This is a genomic window from Natronomonas salina (genome assembly GCF_013391105.1).
GTDB lineage: Archaea > Halobacteriota > Halobacteria > Halobacteriales > Haloarculaceae > Natronomonas > Natronomonas salina.
Genome location: NZ_CP058335.1, coordinates 612554 through 633458, shown reverse-complemented (window position 1 = coordinate 633458; position 20905 = coordinate 612554). Strand labels below are relative to the sequence as shown.

Here is a 20905-nt window from a genome sequence, read left to right as displayed (position 1 = left end):
GTGACACCCGTTGGAGAAGCGACAGGATGAGGGGCCCTCCTAAATGTTTAGGACCCCAGTTCGGGTCCCGGAACCGGAAGTGCCGTTACCTGCGGTTGCTCGGGCTACGAGTATCGTTCCTCGTTCCAGGGGTTCGCGGTGTTCGAGTAGCCCCGTTTCTCCCAGTAGCCCCGTTCGGGTTCGGTGAGGAACTCGACGCCCGAGACCCACTTCGCGCCCTTGTAGGCGTACCGGTGGGGCGTGACGACGCGGAGCGGGCCACCGTGGTCCGCCGGGAGCGGTTCGCCGTCGAGTTCCCAGGTGAACAGCACCTCCTCGCGCATGCAGTCCTCCAGGGTGAGGTTCGTGGTGTAGCCGTCGTGGGCGTGGAACATGACGTGGACGGCGTCGTCGCGGACGCCCGCCCGATCGGCGAGCGTCGGGAAGGTGACGCCGCGGAACTCGCAGTCGAAGCGCGACCAGCCGGTGACGCAGTGGAAGTCCTGCCGCTGGGTCTCGCTCGGGAGCGCCTTGAACTCCTCGAACGGGAGGGAGAGTTCCTCGTCGACGGCGCCCCAGACCTCGAAGGACCAGTCGTTCGGGACCGACGGCGTCCCGCCCTTCGAGAGGACGGGAAAGCGGCTCGTCTCGCGCTGTCCAGGGGGGAGGCGCTCCCCGTCGAACTCGGCGTGGAGGTCCGTGACGTCCTTCATGCCCCATCGTAGCCGGGACGGACTGGTAGGCCTGTCGCTCCGGATTGCGTTTCGGCACCCTCTTAAGCGGGGTGAACGGTTCCCCAAATATACTTTCGAAGCCGCGTGCTCGTGTTCGCCGCGCGCGAAAATCCCCCGTCAGGATTAAATACCCCATCCCCGAACTTCAATACGTTCCGATGCCGAAGGTACAACTAACGATCCCGGAGCACCTGGAGATGCAGGTCGCCCAGCTCGTCGAGAAGGGTGAGTTCGTCAACCGGGAAGAGGCCATTGAGGAACTGCTGTCGACGGGGCTCCGTGCCTACAAGACAAGCGGTCCGATGGAGGACGAGGAACCGGGACTCGAAGAGGACGGGATGATGGGTCACGACGACGAGTACGTCTTCTGACTCCCTCTTTCGTGCAGTATCAGTCGTCGGTAGCGATGCGTGTGTGGTACGTTGCCGCGCAAAGACTAAGCGGTCCCTGCCGATAGAACACCCAAGAACATGCACAAAGACGAACTCCTGGAGCTACACGCGAAGATGGTGTCGATCATGGAGCACTTCCGCGGGATGGAGGACGTCGACGCCTCGGCCTTCGACCCCTACGACGAACTCGACGTGACGCCCGACGACGTCCACAAGTCGAAGAGCGAGCACAAGCACGCCGTCTTCGTGCTGGGCAACGCCCTGGCGAACGTGATGGCCGAAGACGAGTTCTCCGACGCCGGCCGCATCGGCAAGCGGATGGCGGAGCTCGCCGAGGACGCCGAGTCCAAGCTGTAGACCGGGTCTCTTCTGTGCGCCGCCGGCCGCCGGCGACGAACACGTAACCTAAAATGGTGGGGTACCAACGGGTAAGCAATGGAACCGTTGCGGAGCGAGGAGGCGGTCCCCGACGGCGAGGGGCTCGTCTGCCGAACCGAACGCCTCCGTGAGCCGCCACGCCCGCGCGCCGCGCTCTCGGCGGCCGACGCCCCCCGGACGCTCTGGGCCGCCCCCGCCGAGGCGACCGTCGTCGGCAGCGGCGCGGCGGCGACCATCGCGGCCGACGGCCCCGACCGCTTCGCGGCCGTCCGCGAGGCGGCCGACGACCTGTTCGCCACCGGCAATGTCCACGCCGGCACGCTCGCGGCGCGACCCCGGCTGTTCGGCGGCTTCGCCTTCCACGACGAGCACGCCGCCGACGGCCCGTGGGACGGCTACCCGGGCGCCGAGTTCGTCCTGCCGCGCGTCCAGGTGACCTACACCGACGACGAGGCGTGGCTCTCCGTCAACGCCGTCGGCGCCGACCCCGACGACGTCGAGACCCGCCTCGAGACAGCCCGCGAGGAACTTCTCGACCGTCCCGACCCCGGCCCGGTCGCGGACCCGCCGGGCGTCGTCAGCCGGGCGCGGACCACGTCGAAGGCGGAGTGGCGCGAGAGCGTCACGGCAGCCGTCGACCGCATCGAGGCGGGCGAACTCCGGAAGGTCGTCCTCGCGCAGGCCCTGGAGGCTCGCCTGGAGCGACCCCTGGACGTCCCCGCCGCGCTGACCCGGCTCTCGGGGACGTACCCGGACTGCTTCCGCTTCCTCGTCGAGCCGCGCGACGGCGAGGCGAGCTTCTTCGGTGCGACGCCCGAGCGGCTCGTCGGCCTCCGCGGCCGGACCGTCGAGACCGGCGCGCTCGCGGGCACGACCGGCCGCGGCGACACGCCCGAGGAGGACGAGTGGCTCGCGGCCGAGCTGCTCGACGACGACAAGAACGTCCACGAGCACGAACTCGTGGCGGACGCCATCCGCGAGCAGCTAGCGCCGTACGCCTCGTCCATCCAGTCGGGGCGCCGGGACGTCCGGCGGCTCGCGACCGTCCAGCACATCGAGACGCCGATCACGGCCGAACTGGCCGCCGACGAGCACGTCCTCACCCTGGTCGAGGCGCTGCACCCGACGCCCGCCGTCGGCGGGCTCCCGCCGGACGAGGCGCTCCGCACCATCCGCGACACCGAACCCTTCGAGCGCGGCTGGTACGCGGCGCCGGTCGGCTGGTTCGACGCCGCGGGCTACGGCTCCTTCGCCGTCGCGATCCGGTCTGCGGTCGCCCGCGGCGACGTCGCCACGCTGTTCGCCGGCGTCGGCATCGTCGCCGACTCGGACCCGGACCGCGAGTGGGACGAGGTGCAACTGAAGTACCGCCCGATCCTCGACGAGCTAGAATGACCGTCAACGAGCTGTGGGGGACGGCGATCGCCGACGAACTCGCGAAGGCGGGCGTCGAGGCGGCCGTCCTGTCGCCGGGGAGCCGCTCGACGCCGCTGACCGTCGCCCTCGCCGACCACCCGGATATCGAGACGTACTCGCAGCTCGACGAGCGCTCGGCGGCGTACTTCGCGCTGGGTCGCGCCAAACGGACGGGGGAGCCGACGCCGCTGGTTTCGACCTCCGGGACCGCCCTGGCGAACTTCCACCCGGCGGTCGTCGAGGCCGACAGCGCCAGGGTGCCGATGCTCCTGTTGACCGCCGACCGGCCGCCGGAACTGCAGGACAGCGGCGCCAACCAGACCGTCGACCAGGAGAAGCTCTACGGCGATTCGGTCCGGCAGTACCGCAAGCTCCCGGAACCGGAGGCCGCCGACCGGAAGCTCAGGTCGCTCCGGACGGCAGTCTGTCGCGCCATCGCGACCGCGGCGGGGACCGAACCGGGACCGGTCCACCTCGACGTCCCCTTCCGCAAGCCGCTGGAACCCGGCGCCGGCCCCGGTGCCGCGCCGAAGGGCGTCCCGGACGGCTCGGTTCCGGCCGGGTTCCCGGAGGCGTACCCCCTGGCCGTCGAGGGGCGGGACGGCCCCTTCGTGGAGACGACACGCGGGCGCGCGGCTTTGGCACAGGGTGACCGTCGAGCACTCGCCGAGGCGATCTCGGGGGCGGGCTCGGGGCTGATCGTCTGCGGGCCCGCGGACCGACCGTCGCCGGCCCGCGACGCCCTGCTCGGCCTCGCCCGCGCGAGCGGCTTCCCGGTCGCCGCCGACCCGCTCTCGGGGGCCAGGTTCGGCGTCCACGTCGGGATGGACGGGGCCACCGTCCTCGGCGGGTACGATACCTACCTGCCTACGATCGACGCCGACCCCGAGGTGGTCGTCCGCTTCGGCGCGTCACCGACCTCGAAGCCCCTCCGGCACTACCTCCGGGACTCCGGGGCCCGACAGTTCGTCGTCGACCCGGCGGGCGGCTGGCGGGAGGCGACGTTCACCGCGACAGACCTCGTGGTCGCCGACGAGACCCGGCTGGCGACCGAACTCGCGAGCGCGGTCGACCGCGACCCCGGTGGCTACGCCGACCGACTCCGCGCGGCCGAACGCGACTACTGGGAGCTCGTCGCCGGCGCGGAGCCCGAAGAGGGCGCCGTCCTCGCGGAGGTCGTCGACGGCGCCCCGGATCCGGCGACGCTCTTCGTCTCGAACTCGATGCCGGTCCGCGACCTCGACCGGTTCGGGCGGCCCCGGACCGCGAACCTCACCGTCCTCGGCAACCGCGGCGCCTCGGGCATCGACGGCATCACCTCGACGGGCCTCGGCGCCGGGTCGGCCACCGACGACCCGCTCGTCATCGTGACCGGTGACCTGGCCTACTACCACGACATGAACGGGCTGCTCACCATCTCGCGGTGCGACGTCGACGCGACGATCGTCTGCGTCAACAACGACGGCGGCGGCATCTTCCACCTCCTCCCCATCGAGGAGCACGACGCCTTCGACGAGTGGTTCCGGACGCCGCACGGGCTGGACTTCGAGCACTCCGCGGACCTCTACGGCCTGGAGTTCGCCCGCACCGACGACCGCGCGGAGTTCCGGGAGCTGTACGCGGAGTCCGTCAAGATCGACGGCTCGCAGGTCATCGAGTTCGTCGCGGACAGCCAGCGGAACCACGACGACCGGCGGGCGTTGCAGGAGCGGGTCCTCGACTCGATGTGAAAACTGCGACTCGGTCGTGTCCATCGCGACACGACCGGCGCATCCCTATCCGTCCCACGGCCGTTCTCTCCGACATGACGAACGTCATCGTCGTCGGCGGGGGCCCCGCCGGCCTGAGCGCTGCACTGTTCGCCGCGAAGAACGGCCTCGAGGCGACGGTCTTCGACACCGACGAGACGTGGCTCCACAAGACCCACCTCCTGAACTACCCGGGGATCGGCTCGCAGGACGGGACGGCGTTCCTGGAGACGCTCCGCGGACAGGTCGACACCTTCGGCGCCGAGCGGCGCCAGGGGGAGGCGGTCACGGACGTCGCCGAGAGCGGCGACGGCTTCACGGTCACGACCGAGGACGACGAGTACGACGCCGACTACGTGGTCCTCGCGACCGGCGCGAACCGCGACCTCGCGGAGTCGCTGGGCTGTGCCTTCGACGGCGACGTCGTCGACGTGGACGTGACGATGGAGACGAGCGTCGACGACGTCTACGCCACGGGCGCGATGGGGCGGGCCGAGGAGTGGCAGGCGGTCATCTCCGCCGGCGACGGCGCCGCCGCGGCGCTGAACATCCTCTCGAAGGAGCGCGGCGACAACTACCACGACTTCGACACGCCCGACCAGGTGGAGTCGGTGTTCGAGGCTGCTATCGACCGCGGCGAGTAACGCGCTCGGCGACGCTCCTGTCTGTCGCCTGTAACCTTCCTTACGCGGGGCGACGCAACGGTTAAATCCGACGGCGACCACGAGCAGCCATGTCCTCCGGTACGGCCGACTCATGGCTCGTCGACGTCCTGTTACGACCCGCGTTCGTCCTGGGTGTCCTCCTGGTCGCCGCGTTCGCCTACTCGATACTGGTCCTCAAGAGCATCCTCCTCTTCGTCTGGCTCGTTGTGGCGCTCGCGAGCGTCGTCCTCACCGCGTTCGTCGTCTGGCTGCTCTACCGGCTGGTCGTGGCCGTCGAGGACCTGGCGGGCACCGCCCGGCGGATCGAGACGTCGCTCGACGAAGACTAACGCCTGGCATCGACCCCGCAATCGCCTCCGAGGCCGCGGGGACGGGTCGGGTGGCTTTTTGCTCGCAGGGGTCCCATCGCCGCCAATGGTATCCGAACTGTTCGACGAGGACCGCTGGGAGCCCGTCACCGACGACTTCGAGGACCTCACCTACCACAGGTCGACGGAGACCGGCGCCGTCCGCATCGCCTTCGACCGCCCCGAGGTGCGCAACGCCTTCCGGCCGGAGACGGTCGACGAACTCTACACCGCCCTCGACCACGCCAAGCGCCAGACCGACGTGGGCTGCGTCCTGCTCACCGGCAACGGCCCGTCGCCGAAGGACGGCGGGTGGTCGTTCTGTTCCGGCGGCGACCAGCGCATCCGGGGCGACGCCGGCTACGAGTACGAGGATAGCGAGGCGCGGCGCGCCTCGGAAAACGCGAGCGGGGAGCAGAGCGACCCGCGAGCGACTCCCGACGAGGAGCGGCAGGACGCCCCACGGCTGCACATCCTCGAGGTCCAGCGGCTCATCAGGCACATCCCGAAGCCGGTCATCGCCGTCGTCCCGGGCTGGGCCGTCGGCGGCGGCCACTCGCTGCACGTCGTCTGCGACATGACGCTGGCCTCCGAGGAGCACGCGAAGTTCCTCCAGACGGACCCCGACGTCGCCTCCTTCGACGCCGGCTTCGGCTCGGCGTACCTCGCCAACCAGATCGGCCAGAAGAAGGCCCGCGAGGTGTTCTTCCTCGGGAAGACCTACTCCGCCGAGGAGGCCGTCGAGATGGGGATGGCCAACGAGGCGGTCCCCCACGAGGAACTGGAGGACGTCGCCCACGAGTGGGCGGAGGCGATCCTCTCGAAGTCCCCGATGGCCATCCGGATGCTCAAGTACGCGTTCAACATGGACACCGACGGCCTCGTCGGCCAGCAGGTCTTCGCCGGCGAGGCGACCCGCCTGGGCTACATGACCGAGGAGGCCCAGGAGGGCCGCGACGCCTTCAACGAGGACCGCGACCCCGACTTCGAGCAGTTCGACTGGTACTACTGATTCCGCGCACCCGGACGATCACGGCTCGAGGTACGCCATCACCGCCTCGTCGCTCACCTGCGAGAAGTCGCGGTAGTGGCTGCCGACGGCGCCGAACCGACGGGGAGTCTCGAGGACGACCACCTCGTCCGCCTCCGCGGCGGCCTCGTCGACCGAGCCCGGGGCTCCGACCGGGACGGCGAGGACGACGTGACTCGCTCCCTCCGCCTTCGCCTTCCGGATGCAGGCGATGGCGGTCGCGCCCGTCGCCAGGCCGTCGTCGACGACGACGACGCGCTTGCCGCCCAGGTCCGGAGCCGCTCCCGTTCGGTACGTGGCCTCCTTCTCGCGGGCGGTCGCGGCCGCCTTCTCCCCCTCGTTCTCGACGTACGTGTCGCTCAGGTCGAGGCGTTCGACGAGGTCGTCGTTCAGGTATAGGCTCCCGTCGCTGGCCGCGGCGCCGACGGCGAGCTCGGGGTTTCCGGGCGCGCCGAGCTTCTTCGCGGCGACGATGTCCAGCGGCGCGCCGAGGCGGTCGGCGACGGCCCGCCCGAGCGGCAGGCCGCCCCGGGGGACGGCGAGGACGAGGTCGGCCGCGACGCCCCGCTCCTGCAGTTCCGCGGCCAGTTGTCGGCCGGCGTCCGCGCGGTCTGCGAACATACGAAAAAGTAGGCTCCGGGGCGGTGAAAAGCTCGCGGGCAATCCCGCCCGCTTAAGCCGCCGCCGCCCCGAGCCCCGACAATGACGGAGACGGTCTCCCCGGCGAAGGCGTGGCTGATGGCCGCGCGGCCGCAGACGCTGCCCGCGGGCGCCGCGCCGGTCGTCGTCGGCACCGGGCTCGCGGTCCACGAGGGCGTGTTCGCAGCCCTGCCGGCGCTGTTCGCACTCGTCGGCGCGCTCCTGCTGCAGATCGGCACCAACTTCGCCAACGACTACTACGACGCCGTCCGAGGCGCCGACACCGAGGACCGCGAGGGGTTCACCCGCGTCACCGCCGGCGGCATCATCGAACCCGCCGCGGTCAAGCGCGCCATGTACGCCACCTTCGCGCTCGCCATCCTCCTCGGCGTCTACCTCGTCTACGTCGGCGGCGTCCCCATCCTCGTCGTCGGCCTCGCCAGCGTCGCCGCCGGCATCACGTACACCGGCGGGCCCCTCCCCTACGGCTACCGCGGGCTGGGCGACCTCTTCGTGTTCGTCTTCTTCGGGCTGGTCGCGGTGACCGGCACCTACTACGTCCAGGCAGTCGTCCACGTCGCGGACCCGCTGCCGCTGTGGGTGCCGCCGGAGGCACTCCCTGCCGTCGCCGTCGTCGCCGCCCTCCCCGCGGCCGGGCTCTCGACGGCTATTCTCGTCGTCAACAACATCCGCGACCGCGAGACCGACGCTGCGGCCGGCAAGCGGACGCTCGCCGTCGTCCTCGGCTACCGGCTGTCCCGGATCGAGTGGACCGCGATGGTCGGGCTGGCCTACGTCACCCCGGTCGCACTCTGGCTCGACGGCTTCCACCCGGCCGTGTTGCTCCCGTTACTGACCGCGCCGCTGGCGGCGACCGTCGGCCGCACGGTCTGGACTCGCACGGAGGGCGAGGCGCTGAACCCCGCCCTGGAGCGGACCGGGCAGCTTCTGTTCGCCCACTCGGTGCTGTTCGCCGCCGGGTTCGCGCTCCCGGCGCTGCTATGAACGTCGAGCCGTTCTCGCTGCCGCTGTCCAGCCCGCTGGAGACCGCCGCGGCCACCATCGACAGCCGGGAAGGGTTCCTCGTCCAGGTGGACGTCGACGGGGTGACCGGGCTGGGCGAGGCCACACCGCTGCCGGGCTGGACGGAGTCGCTCGTGGACTGCGAGACCGCACTCCGGTCGGTCGAGGACCCGGCGGCCGCACTCGATAGCGGTCAGCTGGACGAGACCCCCGCAGCGCGCCACGGCGTCTCCCTGGCGGTTCTCGACGCACGGGCCCGCGCGTCGGAGCAACCGCTCTACCGGTACCTCGGCGGCGAGGCACAGGTCGACCGCGTCCCGGTGAACGCGACGGTCGGCGACGGCCCAGCGGAGGCGACGGCGGCAGCCGCCGAGTCCGCGGTCGACGCGGGGTTCCGGGCGGTGAAGGTCAAGGTCGGCGCGCGCGCCCCGGATGAGGACCTCCGGCGACTCGAAGCCGTCCGGGAGCGGTGTCCCGACGTCGAACTCAGAGCGGACGCCAACGGCGCGTGGGACCGGTCGACCGCCGAGCAGCTGCTCTCGCGATTCGCCGCGCTCGACGTCGCGTTCGTCGAACAGCCGCTGCCTGCTGCGGACCTCGCTGGTCACGCCGCACTACGCGAGACAGTCGGGGTTGGTGTCGCCCTGGACGAGGGAGTCGTCGAACACGGGCTCGACGCGGTCCTCGAGGCGGGGGCCGCCGACGTCGTCGTCTGCAAGCCGATGGCGCTGGGGGGCGTCGACGCGGCCCGGGGCGTCGCGATGCGCGCCCGCGACGCGGGCGTCGAACCCGTCGTCACGACGACCGTCGACGGCGCCGTCGCGCGCGCGGCCGCCGTCCACCTCGCGGCCTCCGTCCCGGACGTCCGGGCCTGCGGGCTGGCGACGGGCGACCGCCTCGCCGCGGATCTCCGAGAGGGCGTGGCGACGGTCCGGGCGGGGAGCGCGGTCATCCCACACGGAAAAGGCAATATTCCCCCCTCGTGAAGCGTCGACCGGAACATGCGCGACTGGCTGGCCGTCCGGGCGGACGCGACGCCGGCAGCGACGGCGCTGGCGGGCGCCGGCGACGTCGCGTCCGCCGTCACCTACGACGCGCTGGACGAACGCGTCGAGGTCCTAGCCGGCCGGCTCGCCGCGAGGGGCGTCGGCGTCGACGACAGGCTGGCGGTCTGTGCGGGGACGCGCCCGGCGTTCGTCTCGCTCGTCCACGCCGCACAGCGACTCGGCGCCGTCCTCGTCCCGCTGAACGCCCGCTCGACCGGCACGGAGTTGGCGGAACGACTCGAGCGCGTCGACCCCGCGGCCGTCGTCTGCGAGCGCGAAACCGAAGCCGCCGTCGCCGACGCGACGGGCGGCACGGCGCTCTCGCTGGACGACCCCGCGGCGGGCGCCGAGGAACTCTCAGCCATCCAGCCCGAGCCGTTCGACCTCCCGGAGTGGGAGCTCGACGACCCGCTGGTCGTCATGTTCACCTCCGGGACGACCGGCGACCCCGACGGCGTCGTGCTCACGCTGGGGAACGTCCTGGCGAGTGCGACCGCCTCTGCGTTCAGACTCGGACTCGTCCCCCACGACTGCTGGCACGTCCCGCTGCCGATGTACCACATGGGCGGGCTCGCGCCGGTGTACCGCTCGGTGCTCTACGGGACGGCGCTGTCGCTCCAGCGGGACTTCGAGCCCGAGGCGACGCTCGCCGCGATGCGTGAGGCCGACGCGACGGCCGTCTCGCTCGTCCCGACGATGCTGGAGCGGCTCCTCGACGCCGGGTCGTTCCCCGACCTCCGGTTCGTGCTGCTCGGCGGCGCCGCCTGCCCCCCGGAACTCCTAGCGCGGGCACAGGAGCGCGACGTCCCGGTCGCGCCGACCTACGGGATGACCGAGGCGGCCTCCCAGATCGCGACGGCGCGACCGGACGAGGCGAGGGCGAACCCGGCCTCGGTCGGCAACCCGGTGATGTTCGCCGAGGTCACCGTCGTCGACGACGCCGGCGGCGTTTGCGAACCGGGCGAGGAAGGCGAACTCGTCGTTTCGGGGCCGATGGTGACGCCGGGGTACCTCGACGCGGACCGGACCGCGGAGGCGTTCGCCGCCGCCGGCCTCCGGACGGGCGACGTGGGTCACCGCGACGAGACCGGGCGCCTGTACGTCCACGGCAGAGCGGACGACCGCATCGTCACTGGCGGCGAGAACGTCGACCCGACAGAGGTCGCCGACGCGCTGCAAACACACCCGGCGGTCGCGGACTGCGCGGTGGTCGGGCTGCCCGACGAGGAGTGGGGCGAACTGGTCGCGGCGCTCGTCGAGCTAGCAGACGGCCGAAGCGCCGCTGCCGAGGAACTCCGCGAGCACTGTGGGGACCGGATCGCCGGGTACAAAATTCCCAGAAAAATCGGGTTCGTTGACGACCTCCCCCGGACGGCCTCCGGAACCGTCGACCGGACGGCCGTCCGGGACCGGCTGCTCGACCGCCGCGACTAGCGGCCGATCAGAAGTCGCTTCCGAGTCGGATCTCGTCGTCGGTGACCGACTCGACGTGGGCGTCGTCGAGCGGGTAGTCGTCCTGGTCGACGTCGCCCCAGCCGAGGCGGCTCTTCAGGCTGTCCGTGAGCCCCGGGTCGGGGTCCACGTAGGCGGTGCCGCCGCGGACGCCCGACACGATGCCGATCTCGTCGCCCGTCGTTCCGACGACCTTCTTCCCCTCGTCTTCCTCTGTGAAGTTGTGTTGCATGATTGAGTCACGCTCCGTGTGCCCGCCCGCTCGGCTGCACTCACGGCTCGGGGGGCGGGCGAGGATAGACCCGTCGGGTGGATTGTAATATTTGCGTGATGGTTGTGGCCCCGTTCGTACGGTCACCCTGTCCCCGGCCGGTTTGTGTATATGGTGACATTTCGGCAGACGGCTCGGCGACGAAACGACCGCGCTGGGGCCCGTACAGGGGCGGTCCGGGTATTCTCCCTATAACGAAGGGCAGAACTAGCATAGTGTCAACCGAAGCACGATGACTGTACCAACTGTCGCGGCCGACGTCGGCGTAGCGAATCTGCTGGGCTTCCTCGGGACGCCCATGCAACTGACAGGTGACTTCCTCGAACTGGCGATCCTGTTCTTCGTCCTGGCGCTGATCGCCGCCGTCGTCGGGGCCCGCGACATCGCGGGCGTCAGCATGCAGATCGCGAAGATCCTGGTCGCCGTCTTCCTGATCCTCGCGATCGTCTCGCTGTTGCTATAGGTCGTCGACCACGTCGGCCCCCGGAGCGTTCTCGACGACGCTCCGGAGTCCTTTCTCGGCGTTTCTTCGGCGCGTGTACCCCTCGCCGCTAGTGGCGATGACGTTCCCGTTGCGGTGGACCAACCGCCAGCGCCACTCGCCGGCGCGGTCCTCGAACACCTCGAAGGTCCCGAGGCTGCCGACGGCCTCGGCGACGCCCTCCTCCGGTTCTGCCGGTGTGTGGTCCGCTTCGAGGTCGACGACGTCCGCCTCGCTCTCTGCTTCGTCGGCTTCCCCCACGGGCTCGGTCGTTTCGGATTCACCGTCCGAGGAGACCGCACCGCCAGCGGACCCCGTTTCTCCGTCCGCCTTCTCCGGCCACTCGAGTTCGATCTCCAGTTCGATTTGACGCTCCCCGTCCTCGCCCTCTCGTTCGACCTCGACCTCGAAGTCGATCGATTCTGCCGGCTGGACCGAGACGGTCTCGTCGCCGGCGGTCAGCGAAATCGGTCCCGAACCCGACAGCTGGGCCGTGATGGCGCGCAGCGACGCCGCGATCTCCGCTCGACTCCCCGATCCCTCGAACTCGAATACCGTCTCGTCGTCCATACGACCCGTAGGGCCGCCAGCACGTTAAGCCTCCCCGGGAGCCGGCCCCGACGGAATTTAAACCCGTGGCGACCGTACGGACCTCCGTGTGCACTCTCATCGTCGCGTGGCAGGTGTTCGACGACGCCCCCGTCTGCGTCGCCGCCAACCGCGACGAGGCGACCGGCCGCCCCTCGTCGCCGCCCTTCGTCTGGGAGACGTCGCCGCGGATCCTCGCCCCCCGCGACGAGCGGGCCGGCGGCACCTGGCTCGGTTACAACGAGCACGGCGTCCTCGCGGCCGTCACGAACCGCTGGGTGAGCGGCGAGGGCGAACGCTCCCGCGGCCGCCTCGTCACTGACGCCCTCGAGGAACCGTCGGCGACTGCCGCCCTCGCCCGCGTCGAAGACGAACTCGGCGCCCGCGAGTACGCGCCGTTCCACCTCCTCGTCGCCGACCGGGAGGACTGCGAACTCGTCGTGAACGGCGGGTTGGGCGGCGACGACGCCGGCTTCGAGCGACGACGCCTCGACCCGGGGGTCCACGTCGTCGTCAACGTCGGCTTCGACGGCGACTGGTTCGTCCCGCCGGCCCGCCCCGACGCGGGACGCCAGCAGGCTGCCAACGCCGACCGCGTCCGCGAGGTGCTCCAGCCCCGGGACGGGGAGACGGGCGCCGACTGGACCCGCCGGGCCGGCGAGGTCCTCGGCGACCACGAGTACGGCGTCTGCATCCACGGCGATGGCTTCGGCACCCGGTCGTCGACGCTCGTCCGCCTCGGCGACGACGCCGTCGTCGAGTTCGCCGACGGGCGGCCCTGCGAAACCTCGTTCAGGCCCGTGGATGACACGATGTGAACTACCCCACTTTACTCGCTCGCTTGCGCTCACTCGTTCCGGGAGGGGCTTCCTGTTTCGACGACACACTTTGCATCCACGACGGCGGGATCACCACCAGTCATGGACGTAGTGAGTGCAGTCTCCGCAGGCGTGACTTCGGCGTGTCCCACACCTAACTCCTGAAGACCGCGTTTCAATACGTTGTAGGCAGAGTTCTCATCACGATCAGTCTCGAATCCGCATGTCGGACAAGAGTGCTCGCGAACCCACAACTCCTTTGCAACTTTAACCTCGCACTTTGCACATTCCTCTGTCGTCCCCTTCGGTTCGACTTGCACGAAGTGAGTCCCTTCGCGGTCGCACTTGTATTCGAGGAAGTCGATGAATGTCCGCCATGCCGCGGAAGCTCTGTTCTGGCTATTAGATGGGAGCTGCATCATCCCGTGAACGTCGAGGTCTTCGACGGCCACGAGGTCGTACTCCCGAGCGTAGTACGCAGATAATTTGTGCAAAAAGTCTCGCCGTTTTCGGACGATACGGGCGTGGACGCGCGCCATGCGGCGACATTGTTTGTGCCAGTTTTGCGAGCCTTCTTCTTTGCGACTCAACGCTCGCTGCTCACGTTCTAGCCGTTCGTACTTCTGCTTCGAGGTCGAGACTGCCGACCATCGTACTATCGGTGTCGTGAGTATATTTGAGGATGCCAACATCAATGCCGACCATAGCATTGCGATCAACGTCGTCCAACGCGGGTTTCTCAGGTACGTCCTGTTCGGTTTCGATGCCGAAGATAGCGTACCACTTGCCCGTTTTCTCTTGCTTAATAGTGACTTGTTTGACACGGGAGTCGTCGGGAATGTCCCTGTGGAGGTGTATCGGCATCTCACCAATTTTGGAAAGGGAGAGAACAGTCTGCTCACTCGTGTTCTTGAGCTCGAAACCAGACTGGTTGTAAGTGAGGCTCCGATATTCTCTTGGGCGCTTCCACACGAGTTTCCCGACACTCTGGCCGTTTTCTTTCTTTTCTTTGAGTCGATTGATGTTGTCACTAATGCGTCGAGCGACCATCTGCAACACTTTAGAGTAGACGTCGTTCAACTGATCCCACCAGTCCTTCAGACCGGGCAGCATATTTTGCATCGCGGTGTACGACAGGTACTTATCGGTGGTACGAAGTTCGTACAGAAAATGGTTATAGAGCTGCCTACAGGTATCAATATGATATTCTAACTCGGCTTCAACAGCCTCACTCGGCTCGATTCGATACCTGTAGTTGTAATTCATCGCGTTACTCGCCTTGGTTGTCGGGTTCGGTGATGCGGATGACTTTCACGTCCGCACCACGCCAGTCTTTGGGAACGGTGACATGGGCACTCCCGCCGAACTCCTTTGCCTCACGGTCGATGACTTCTTCACCTTCTAGTTCGAAAGTGCCCATACCAACCTATATATTCAGTATATATTTAGGGTCTTCGGTGGGTGCTAACAGCTGTCCTTCTATCCAAATGAGAAAATCACTTGTTGATACTCTTTGTATTGCTCTCCCGGGCCGTGGACACAGCTTACAAAAATTAAAGGGTTCGCGGCCCCAGTATACGACAATGAGTAGCGCCGCCGAGGAGGAACTCTCGGACGTCGAACGTGCAGGGCTGGAACTGATCCGCGACGTCGGGGGGATCCACCAGAGCGAGTTCTGGAAGGAACTCGACGTCGACTCCCGGAAGGGCAGCCGCATCATCGACAAGCTCGAGGAGCGCGGGCTCGTCGAGCGCGAGGACACGGTCTACGACGGGCACAATACCTACCTCATCACCCCGGTCCGCGACCCGGCCGACCTCGAGTTCTCGCTGCTGATGGCCGGCGACATGCTCTCGCCGTTCGTCGGCGACGAGGAGATCGACGCCCAGAGCGACGCCTTCTCGCAGTGGGTGATGAACCTCGCCTACGAGGAGTACTAGTCGCGCGGCGCTTCGCCGACTTTCTCGGCCCGATTGGGGACCGTCGTTCCGGCGCTTTCACCCTGAAAGTTACCCGTTCTCGGTCTGTCACCGGCGTCAATACAGGCAACCGAACGCCGACCAGACGCCGACCGATTGGGAACTACGCTTTCAACCGTTCGCCAGAAAGTTTCAATCGAATGACTGAACCCGAGTTCCTCGCGTCCGTCCGGCGGTCCGGGCCACTGGAGTCCGACGAAGCGGCCGGTCGAGTCTCCGAGGCGGTGCTCGCGGAACTGGGGCGATGCATCTCGCGAGCGCAGGCCGAGGAGCTGGCCGCCCGGCTCCCGGCCAGGTTCGGCCGCGCGCTCACGCGGGTCGACCGCGAGGAGGCCTGTCCGGAGCCGTTCGAGCGGTTCGTCGAGAGCGTCGCCGACGACGCGAACCTGGACGGCGACGTCAGGGCGGCCATCGGGAGCGTCGTGGACGCCGTCGCCGAGCACGCCGGCGGCGACGCGCTGTCGAACGCCACCGCGCAGCTCCCGCCGGCGTACGGCGAGGTGATCGAACCCGAGTCGGTCCCGGTCGCCGAGACGTTCACCGACGCGGTCGAGGAGGCGTCCGCGCTCGACGGCGAGGAGGCCGCCGTCGCCGCCGAGGCGACGCTCACGACGCTCGGCGAGCGGCTCTCCCAGCGGAAGGCCGAGGACGTCGCGGTCTACCTCCGCGGCGACGCCAAGGAGTGGCTGGTCGAGTCCCACACCGAGGACCTCGCGGTCGACACGTTCGTCGACCGGGTGGCCGCCCGGGCCGACGTCCCGCCGGACCGCGCCCGCGAGTACGTCGTCGAGGTGACGGACGTCCTCGGGAAGGTCTCGCTGGACCACGAACTCGACATCGCAGTCGACCAGCTCCCCGACGAGTACGGAGAGGTCCTGGCCATCAACTGAGACTGGGGCGAAAAAGGGAGGGGCGGCTACTTCAGCAGCGACGTCATCTTGCAGGAGACGACCGTCTGGTCGCGCTGGTTCTTGATCTCCGCGAGGTACTGGACGGTGCCGTTGCCCGGGCTGTCCTCGCCCTTCTCGCGGGTCTCGAGGACCTCCAGTTCGACGCGGATGGTGTCGCCGATGTAGACCGGCTGGCGGAACCGCAGGTCGTCCATGCCGTAGAAGGCGACGACGGCCTCCCGTTCCTCCTCGGAGCGGTTCTGCCAGAGCAGCCCCGTCGCCGCGCTGACGACGAGCATCCCGTGGGCGATGCGCTCGCCGAACGGCGAGTCCGCCATCCGCTCTTCGTCTGTGTGGAGGTGGTTGAAGTCGCCGGAGACGCCGGCGAAGTTCGTCACGTCGGCCTCGGTGATCGTCCGGCCCTGCGTGACGTCCGTGTCACCCTCCTCGATGTCTGCGAAGACGCTTGGTTCGTCGGTGGTGTCGCTCATATCAGTCTCTGAAGAGTCGGTAGCTGGTGCCGCCCGTCGCGACGACCTTCTCCTCGCCGTCGTGCATCGTCGTGACCTCGCTCTCGGTGAACCCCATCGACCCGCCCGCCCGGACCACCTCGGCCTCGACGCGGAGGTCGTTCCGCGCGGGCCGGACGTAGCGGACGTTGAGGTCGGTCGTCGTCAGCCGCGCGGAGGCGGGGTCGTCGAACGTCGACCGCAGGGCGAAGCCCGAGGCGGTGTCGATGACCGTCGCGGTGACGCCGCCGTGGACCGTCCCCGACGCGAGGTTGGCGAACTTCTCGTCGAACGGGAGGTCGAAGACCACGCGACCGGGTTCGACGATTTCGATGTCGAGGTTCAGCCACTGGAAGAGCCCGTGCTCGCGGAGCGCCTGTTCGAGGGCGTCGTCGCGGTGCTCCGCGTCGGAAGGGTCGGTGCCGGCGTCACCGGCTTCGCAGCCGCCCATCCTACTGCCCCTCGAACTCGGGTTCGCGGTCCTGCATGAACGCGGTGGCACCCTCCATCATGTCGTCGGTCGACAGCAGGAGGCCGAAGGCCTGCGACTCCAGTTGCAGGCCCGCGGAGATGTCCTGGTCCCGACCCTCGTTCATGACCTGCTTGGCCTTCCGCAGGGCGATCGGCGGGCCGCCGACGAGGTCGTCGACGAACTCCTGGACGGTGTCGTCGAACTCCTCGGCGGGGACGGCGCGGTTGATGAGTCCCCAGTCCTCCGCGGTCTGGGCGTCGATGCGCTCGCCGCGGAAGATGAGCTCCTTCGCGCGTGCCTCCGTCAGCATCCGGATGGCGCGCTGGGTGCCGCCGCCGCCCGGCAGCAGCCCGAGGTTGATCTCGGGGAAGCCGAACTCGGAGTCCTCGGTGGCGATCCGCAGGTCGCAGGCGAGGGCGAGTTCGTGGCCGCCACCGAGGCAGAAGCCGTCGATCTTCGCCAGCGTCGGCCGCGGGAAGTCATTGACCGTCTGGAAGACCGGCGTGACCTCGACCTCGTGGGGGTCGATGCCGGAGAAGCCGGTGATGTCGGCGCCCGCCGAGAACGCTCGGTCGCCGGCGCCCTCGAAGGTGACCGCCCGGACCTCGTCGACGTCGACGTTCTCCAGGAGGTGGACGACCTCGTCCATGAGGTCCTGGTTGAGGGCGTTCATGCGCTCCGGGCGGTCGAGTTCGACCTCCAGGAGGCCGTTGTCGTGGTGCTCGACGTTGATGGTCGTGTAGTCGCGGTCGGCGGACTCGCCGTACTCGTAGAAGCCGGCACCGGCGTCCTCGCCGGTGTTGCCCGCCTCGACGAGCTGTCGGAGGTGCTCGGATGGCTCGTAGCGGTCGGCGCCGTGCTCCTCGTACAGCGACTCGAGCTTCTCGAGGACGGTGTCCAGGCCGATCTTGTCGGCGCGGCGGCAGGGGCCCTCGGGGAAGCCGGCGCCGAGCCGGAGGCCCGTGTCGATGGCCTCCGCGGTGGCGACGTCGTCGCCGATGAGCCTCGCGGCCTCGTTGATGATGCGGGCCTCGATGCGGAGCCAGTCGAAGTCGTCGGAGGCGTCCTCGGGGCCGTAGTCGGCGCCGTCGCCGTCCTCGTAGTCGTAGTAGCCCTTCCCGGTCTTCTGGCCGAGCTCCTCGGCGTCGACCTTCTCCTGGACGATGGGCGGGATGGGCTGGCCGGCCTCCTTGCGGACGTGGTAGCCGATGTCGATGCCGGTCATGTCCGAGAGCTCGAAGGGGCCCATCGGGTAGCCGCGCTCGTGGACCATCGTGCCGTCGACCTCGCGGACCTCGGCCTCGCCCTGGCTGACCATCCAGGCGGCCTCGTCGCCGAAGGGGCCGAGCACGCTGTTGACGACGAACCCGCGGACGTCCTTGCGGACGTAGATCGGCGTCTTGTCGATGGACTCGACGAACTCGTAGGTCGTCTCGGCGGTCTCGTCGCTGGTCTCCTGGCCGTAGATGACCTCGACGAGGTCCATCTTCACCGGCGGGTTGAAGAAGTGCATCCCGACGACGCGCTCCGGTCGGCTGGTTGCCTCGGCGATCTCGGTGATCGGCAGCGAGGAGGTGTTCGACGCGAGGATGGCGTCCTCGTGGGTGTACTCGTCGAGGTCGGAGAAGATGTCGTGTTTGATCTCCATCTCCTCGGGGGCGGCCTCGACGACGAGGTCGGCGTCCTCGACGGCCGACTCCAGGTCGGTCGTGATGTCGATGCGGTCCAGCACCGTCTCGGGCGACTCGTCGATGCGGTCCTTCTCGGCGAGCTTCTCGAGGGACCACTCGATGTCGTCGTAGCCGTCCTGGATGAACTCCTCCTTGATGTCGCGCATCGTGACCCGATAGCCGGCCAGCGCGACGACCTCCGTGATGCCGTGTCCCATGCTCCCCGCGCCGAGCACGGCGACGCGGTCGATGTCATCGAGCGTCATACGCCACAGACTCCCACCGGCAGCCCCTTAAGGGTACCTCACCAGATTAGCGTTGTTAGGGAATACGTGTCCATCAACTACTGTTGTAAAACCGCGCGACGGCATCGAGCCGACCCGTTCGGGGGTCGAGGGTGTTTTATCGTTCGGAAGATATTTTTTCGTCGACGGAAAACGTACTCCCATGAGCGCGGAGACGGAGGATCGGATCCTATCAGTCCTCGAAGAGGACGCCCAGGCCTCCTACGCCGAAATCGCCGAACGCGCGGACGTGTCGAAGCCGACGGTCCGGAAGTACATCGACAAGCTGGAGTCGGAGGGCGTCATCGTCGGCTACTCCGCCGACATCGACCCCAAGAAGCTCTCCGGGCAGTCCATCGCCCTCGTCGGCGTCGACGTGGCCAGCGAACGCTACGTCGAAGTGACCCGGAAGCTCAAGGACCTCGCCGCAGTGGAGTCGCTGTACTCATCGAGCGGCGACCACATGCTGATGGCGGAGGTCCGGGCCGCCGACGGCGACGAGGTCGGCGAGATCATCCGTGAGGAGATCCTCTCCATCGACGGCGTGGAGGCCGCCCACCCCTCCTTCCTCCAGGAACGACTGAAGTAGCGCCGGCCGCCGATCGCTTCCGCACTCCCGGTCCCGACTCGCGTCCCCTCGTCCGTGCCGTTTTGTTCCTCGCCCGCCTTCGTCCGACATGGCCACCTACCACCGGCGCACGCGGGTCGCCGCCCCGTTCGCCGACGTGTGGCGGTTCCACGCCACAGCCGACGGGCTCGAGCAGCTCACGCCGGCGTTCCTGAACCTCGAGATCGAGCGGGTGACCGGCCCCGACGGCGAGGTCGACCCCGAGGTCCTGGACGCCGGGTCGATCGTCGAGGCGTCCATCCGGCCCTTCGGCGTCGGCCCGCGACAGGACTGGACCTCCCACATCCTCGAGCGCACCGAGGACGACGGCGCCGCGATGTTCCGCGACGAGATGCGGGAGGGCCCGTTCCCCCACTGGGAGCACACTCACCGGTTCTTCGCCGACGGCGACGGGACGGTCGTCGAGGACCGCGTGGCGTACGAACTGCCCTGCGGCCCGCTCGGACGCGCGGCGTCGCCGGTGGGCGTCGTCGGCCTCGAACCGATGTTCCGGCACCGCCACCGACGCACGAAGGAGTTGCTGGAGTAACCTACTGCCGTCGATCTCCATTTAGTAACCGCTGGTCATCCGTCGCGTCTCGAAGCCGTCGGTGAGCTCCTCCCAGCGGTCGGCGATCTCGTCGGGTGACCACTGTCCCTCCTCGCTCGACAGCGTCCGCTCGCGCTCCGGGTCGGAGACGATGGCGACGCTGTCGCCGGCGATGGCGAGCGTACAGCCGGTGACGCCCTCCGCCGCCTCGCCGGCGAGGAACACCGGGACGGCGGTGGTGTGCTGGGGCCCCATGTCGTCGGGGTCGACGCCGGCCATCCCGGGGAGGTCCTCGGTCATCCGGGTGAGCGCGGTCGGCCACATCGCGTTCACGCGGACGTCGTACTGGTCGAGTTCCAGCGCCGCGGTCCGCATGAGCCCGAGGATGCCGGCCTTCGCCGCCGAGTAGTTGGCCTGGCCGACGTTGCCGACCGAGACGCCGCTGGAGACGCAGACGAACGACCGCTCGCGCTCGAAGCCGTCGTCCTGCTTGTACCGGTCGCGCCAGTGGCTGGACGCCGCCCGGAGCAGCGAGAAGTGCCCCTTCAGGTGGACGTCGACGACGGTGTCCCACTCCGCCTCGTCCATCTTGAACAGCATCGAGTCCCGGAGGACGCCGGCGAAGTTGGCGACGGCGTGGACCGCGCCGTACTCCTCGACGGCGTCGGCGACGAGCTGTTCGGTGTAGGCGAGCTCCGTCACGTCGCCGAAGTGCGCCATCGCCTCGCCGCCGGTGTCCTCGATGCGCTCGACGGTCTCCTCCGCCGGTTGCTCGTCGGCGCCTTCCCCGGAGACGTCCACTCCGAGGTCGTTGACCACGACCGTCGCGCCCGCCTCGGCCATCGCGACCGCCGTCTCCTCGCCGATGCCGTTGCCGCCGCCGCAGACGATGCAGACCCTGTCTTCGAGCATGTGTCGCGTCGGTTCGAACGCTCCC

At 68.7% G+C, this 20905-nt stretch carries 25 protein-coding genes and 1 pseudogene; 16 read left to right on the top strand and 10 right to left on the bottom strand.

The window, feature by feature from the left end; genetic code table 11:
* Positions 1-104 precede the first annotated feature (104 nt).
* Entirely contained in the window at positions 105-692 is a 588-nt protein-coding gene (locus HWV07_RS03560; protein WP_178332979.1) for a sulfite oxidase-like oxidoreductase, read from the bottom strand.
* 179 nt (positions 693-871) lie between these two features.
* On the opposite strand from HWV07_RS03560, the gene HWV07_RS03555 reads away from it, so the two are divergent.
* From HWV07_RS03555 to HWV07_RS03525, 7 genes are all read left to right on the top strand, one after another.
* Positions 872-1084 (top strand): ribbon-helix-helix domain-containing protein, encoded by a 213-nt coding sequence (locus tag HWV07_RS03555; RefSeq protein WP_178332978.1) that lies wholly within the window; start codon positions 872-874, stop codon positions 1082-1084.
* 99 nt (positions 1085-1183) lie between these two features.
* Complete coding sequence (locus HWV07_RS03550; RefSeq protein WP_178332977.1) at positions 1184-1462, top strand: UPF0058 family protein; 279 nt, start codon at positions 1184-1186, stop codon at positions 1460-1462.
* Between the two features lie 78 nt (positions 1463-1540).
* Positions 1541-2878 (top strand): isochorismate synthase, encoded by a 1338-nt coding sequence (locus HWV07_RS03545; RefSeq protein WP_178332976.1) that lies wholly within the window; start codon positions 1541-1543, stop codon positions 2876-2878.
* Complete coding sequence (gene menD, locus HWV07_RS03540; RefSeq protein WP_178332975.1) at positions 2875-4629, top strand: 2-succinyl-5-enolpyruvyl-6-hydroxy-3-cyclohexene-1-carboxylic-acid synthase; 1755 nt, start codon at positions 2875-2877, stop codon at positions 4627-4629. The genes HWV07_RS03545 and menD overlap by 4 nt, the downstream gene beginning before the upstream one ends.
* Before the next feature lie 74 nt (positions 4630-4703).
* Entirely contained in the window at positions 4704-5291 is a 588-nt protein-coding gene (locus HWV07_RS03535) for an NAD(P)/FAD-dependent oxidoreductase (RefSeq protein ID WP_178332974.1), read from the top strand.
* Between the two features lie 89 nt (positions 5292-5380).
* Positions 5381-5641 (top strand): DUF8066 domain-containing protein, encoded by a 261-nt coding sequence (locus tag HWV07_RS03530; protein ID WP_178332973.1) that lies wholly within the window; start codon positions 5381-5383, stop codon positions 5639-5641.
* Positions 5642-5726: 85 nt separating this feature from the next.
* Positions 5727-6671: a 1,4-dihydroxy-2-naphthoyl-CoA synthase gene (locus tag HWV07_RS03525; RefSeq protein ID WP_178332972.1), complete on the top strand. Its 945-nt coding sequence runs from the start codon at positions 5727-5729 to the stop codon at positions 6669-6671.
* A gap of 18 nt (positions 6672-6689) precedes the next feature.
* Here the strand turns inward: HWV07_RS03525 and HWV07_RS03520 are convergent, their stop codons facing one another.
* Positions 6690-7310 (bottom strand): phosphoribosyltransferase, encoded by a 621-nt coding sequence (locus tag HWV07_RS03520; RefSeq protein ID WP_178332971.1) that lies wholly within the window; start codon positions 7308-7310, stop codon positions 6690-6692.
* Positions 7311-7391: 81 nt separating this feature from the next.
* On the opposite strand from HWV07_RS03520, the gene HWV07_RS03515 reads away from it, so the two are divergent.
* Genes HWV07_RS03515 through menE form a run of 3 tightly spaced genes read left to right on the top strand, consistent with a single transcriptional unit; the run spans position 7392 to position 10831 of the window.
* On the top strand, positions 7392-8333 hold the full coding sequence (locus HWV07_RS03515) for a 1,4-dihydroxy-2-naphthoate polyprenyltransferase (RefSeq protein WP_178332970.1): 942 nt from the start codon (positions 7392-7394) through the stop codon (positions 8331-8333).
* Entirely contained in the window at positions 8330-9337 is a 1008-nt protein-coding gene (gene menC / locus HWV07_RS03510; RefSeq protein ID WP_178332969.1) for an o-succinylbenzoate synthase, read from the top strand. The genes HWV07_RS03515 and menC overlap by 4 nt, the downstream gene beginning before the upstream one ends.
* Before the next feature lie 15 nt (positions 9338-9352).
* Positions 9353-10831, top strand: a complete 1479-nt coding sequence (menE, locus tag HWV07_RS03505; protein ID WP_178332968.1) for an o-succinylbenzoate--CoA ligase — start codon at positions 9353-9355, stop codon at positions 10829-10831.
* 7 nt (positions 10832-10838) lie between these two features.
* Here the strand turns inward: menE and HWV07_RS03500 are convergent, their stop codons facing one another.
* Positions 10839-11081: a PRC-barrel domain containing protein gene (locus HWV07_RS03500; protein WP_178332967.1), complete on the bottom strand. Its 243-nt coding sequence runs from the start codon at positions 11079-11081 to the stop codon at positions 10839-10841.
* Between the two features lie 337 nt (positions 11082-11418).
* Between HWV07_RS03500 and HWV07_RS03495 the strand changes: the two genes are divergently transcribed.
* Entirely contained in the window at positions 11419-11583 is a 165-nt protein-coding gene (locus HWV07_RS03495; RefSeq protein WP_246279890.1) for a DUF1328 domain-containing protein, read from the top strand.
* Here the strand turns inward: HWV07_RS03495 and HWV07_RS03490 are convergent.
* Entirely contained in the window at positions 11578-12171 is a 594-nt protein-coding gene (locus tag HWV07_RS03490; RefSeq protein WP_178332965.1) for an HVO_2922 family protein, read from the bottom strand. The two genes, HWV07_RS03495 and HWV07_RS03490, sit on opposite strands and share 6 nt — an antisense overlap.
* Positions 12172-12257: 86 nt before the next feature.
* On the opposite strand from HWV07_RS03490, the gene HWV07_RS03485 reads away from it, so the two are divergent.
* Complete coding sequence (locus HWV07_RS03485; protein WP_178332964.1) at positions 12258-13007, top strand: NRDE family protein; 750 nt, start codon at positions 12258-12260, stop codon at positions 13005-13007.
* Between the two features lie 29 nt (positions 13008-13036).
* Here HWV07_RS03485 and HWV07_RS03480 read toward each other — a convergent pair.
* Both HWV07_RS03480 and HWV07_RS03475 read right to left on the bottom strand, forming a co-directional pair.
* Positions 13037-14273: pseudogene (locus HWV07_RS03480) on the bottom strand (RNA-guided endonuclease InsQ/TnpB family protein).
* A gap of 4 nt (positions 14274-14277) precedes the next feature.
* The gene (locus HWV07_RS03475; protein ID WP_178332963.1) at positions 14278-14427 is read right to left on the bottom strand and encodes a DUF2080 family transposase-associated protein; all 150 of its coding nucleotides are present in this window, start codon (positions 14425-14427) and stop codon (positions 14278-14280) included.
* Positions 14428-14590: 163 nt separating this feature from the next.
* On the opposite strand from HWV07_RS03475, the gene HWV07_RS03470 reads away from it, so the two are divergent.
* Entirely contained in the window at positions 14591-14947 is a 357-nt protein-coding gene (locus HWV07_RS03470) for a helix-turn-helix transcriptional regulator (protein WP_178332962.1), read from the top strand.
* A 179-nt stretch (positions 14948-15126) separates the two neighbouring features.
* On the top strand, positions 15127-15876 hold the full coding sequence (locus HWV07_RS03465; RefSeq protein ID WP_178332961.1) for a DUF2267 domain-containing protein: 750 nt from the start codon (positions 15127-15129) through the stop codon (positions 15874-15876).
* A gap of 26 nt (positions 15877-15902) precedes the next feature.
* Here HWV07_RS03465 and HWV07_RS03460 read toward each other — a convergent pair whose 3' ends face one another.
* The 3 genes from HWV07_RS03460 to HWV07_RS03450 are packed head-to-tail and all read right to left on the bottom strand — an operon-like array spanning position 15903 to position 18793.
* Entirely contained in the window at positions 15903-16367 is a 465-nt protein-coding gene (locus tag HWV07_RS03460) for a MaoC family dehydratase (protein ID WP_178332960.1), read from the bottom strand.
* 1 nt (position 16368) lies between these two features.
* Positions 16369-16836, bottom strand: coding sequence for a PaaI family thioesterase (locus HWV07_RS03455; protein ID WP_178332959.1), 468 nt, complete (start codon positions 16834-16836; stop codon positions 16369-16371).
* A 1-nt stretch (position 16837) separates the two neighbouring features.
* The gene (locus tag HWV07_RS03450; RefSeq protein ID WP_178332958.1) at positions 16838-18793 is read right to left on the bottom strand and encodes a 3-hydroxyacyl-CoA dehydrogenase/enoyl-CoA hydratase family protein; all 1956 of its coding nucleotides are present in this window, start codon (positions 18791-18793) and stop codon (positions 16838-16840) included.
* A 181-nt stretch (positions 18794-18974) separates the two neighbouring features.
* On the opposite strand from HWV07_RS03450, the gene lrpA1 reads away from it, so the two are divergent.
* Positions 18975-19400, top strand: coding sequence for an HTH-type transcriptional regulator LrpA1 (lrpA1, locus tag HWV07_RS03445; RefSeq protein WP_178332957.1), 426 nt, complete (start codon positions 18975-18977; stop codon positions 19398-19400).
* Between the two features lie 88 nt (positions 19401-19488).
* Positions 19489-19968: an SRPBCC family protein gene (locus HWV07_RS03440; RefSeq protein WP_178332956.1), complete on the top strand. Its 480-nt coding sequence runs from the start codon at positions 19489-19491 to the stop codon at positions 19966-19968.
* Between the two features lie 21 nt (positions 19969-19989).
* Here the strand turns inward: HWV07_RS03440 and HWV07_RS03435 are convergent, their stop codons facing one another.
* On the bottom strand, positions 19990-20880 hold the full coding sequence (locus HWV07_RS03435; RefSeq protein ID WP_211694210.1) for an SDR family NAD(P)-dependent oxidoreductase: 891 nt from the start codon (positions 20878-20880) through the stop codon (positions 19990-19992).
* Positions 20881-20905: the final 25 nt, after the last annotated feature.

Bases quoted from the DNA above. Each gene is read 5' to 3' on its own strand.
- HWV07_RS03560 (WP_178332979.1), bottom strand. From the start codon at position 692: ATGAAGGACGTCACGGACCTCCACGCCGAGTTCGACGGGGAGCGCCTC.
- HWV07_RS03555 (WP_178332978.1), top strand. From the start codon at position 872: ATGCCGAAGGTACAACTAACGATCCCGGAGCACCTGGAGATGCAGGTC.
- HWV07_RS03550 (WP_178332977.1), top strand. From the start codon at position 1,184: ATGCACAAAGACGAACTCCTGGAGCTACACGCGAAGATGGTGTCGATC.
- HWV07_RS03545 (WP_178332976.1), top strand. From the start codon at position 1,541: ATGGAACCGTTGCGGAGCGAGGAGGCGGTCCCCGACGGCGAGGGGCTC.
- menD (WP_178332975.1), top strand. From the start codon at position 2,875: ATGACCGTCAACGAGCTGTGGGGGACGGCGATCGCCGACGAACTCGCG.
- HWV07_RS03535 (WP_178332974.1), top strand. From the start codon at position 4,704: ATGACGAACGTCATCGTCGTCGGCGGGGGCCCCGCCGGCCTGAGCGCT.
- HWV07_RS03530 (WP_178332973.1), top strand. From the start codon at position 5,381: ATGTCCTCCGGTACGGCCGACTCATGGCTCGTCGACGTCCTGTTACGA.
- HWV07_RS03525 (WP_178332972.1), top strand. From the start codon at position 5,727: ATGGTATCCGAACTGTTCGACGAGGACCGCTGGGAGCCCGTCACCGAC.
- HWV07_RS03520 (WP_178332971.1), bottom strand. From the start codon at position 7,310: ATGTTCGCAGACCGCGCGGACGCCGGCCGACAACTGGCCGCGGAACTG.
- HWV07_RS03515 (WP_178332970.1), top strand. From the start codon at position 7,392: ATGACGGAGACGGTCTCCCCGGCGAAGGCGTGGCTGATGGCCGCGCGG.
- menC (WP_178332969.1), top strand. From the start codon at position 8,330: ATGAACGTCGAGCCGTTCTCGCTGCCGCTGTCCAGCCCGCTGGAGACC.
- menE (WP_178332968.1), top strand. From the start codon at position 9,353: ATGCGCGACTGGCTGGCCGTCCGGGCGGACGCGACGCCGGCAGCGACG.
- HWV07_RS03500 (WP_178332967.1), bottom strand. From the start codon at position 11,081: ATGCAACACAACTTCACAGAGGAAGACGAGGGGAAGAAGGTCGTCGGA.
- HWV07_RS03495 (WP_246279890.1), top strand. From the start codon at position 11,419: ATGCAACTGACAGGTGACTTCCTCGAACTGGCGATCCTGTTCTTCGTC.
- HWV07_RS03490 (WP_178332965.1), bottom strand. From the start codon at position 12,171: ATGGACGACGAGACGGTATTCGAGTTCGAGGGATCGGGGAGTCGAGCG.
- HWV07_RS03475 (WP_178332963.1), bottom strand. From the start codon at position 14,427: ATGGGCACTTTCGAACTAGAAGGTGAAGAAGTCATCGACCGTGAGGCA.
- HWV07_RS03470 (WP_178332962.1), top strand. From the start codon at position 14,591: ATGAGTAGCGCCGCCGAGGAGGAACTCTCGGACGTCGAACGTGCAGGG.
- HWV07_RS03465 (WP_178332961.1), top strand. From the start codon at position 15,127: ATGACTGAACCCGAGTTCCTCGCGTCCGTCCGGCGGTCCGGGCCACTG.
- HWV07_RS03460 (WP_178332960.1), bottom strand. From the start codon at position 16,367: ATGAGCGACACCACCGACGAACCAAGCGTCTTCGCAGACATCGAGGAG.
- HWV07_RS03455 (WP_178332959.1), bottom strand. From the start codon at position 16,836: ATGGGCGGCTGCGAAGCCGGTGACGCCGGCACCGACCCTTCCGACGCG.
- HWV07_RS03450 (WP_178332958.1), bottom strand. From the start codon at position 18,793: ATGACGCTCGATGACATCGACCGCGTCGCCGTGCTCGGCGCGGGGAGC.
- lrpA1 (WP_178332957.1), top strand. From the start codon at position 18,975: ATGAGCGCGGAGACGGAGGATCGGATCCTATCAGTCCTCGAAGAGGAC.
- HWV07_RS03440 (WP_178332956.1), top strand. From the start codon at position 19,489: ATGGCCACCTACCACCGGCGCACGCGGGTCGCCGCCCCGTTCGCCGAC.
- HWV07_RS03435 (WP_211694210.1), bottom strand. From the start codon at position 20,880: ATGCTCGAAGACAGGGTCTGCATCGTCTGCGGCGGCGGCAACGGCATC.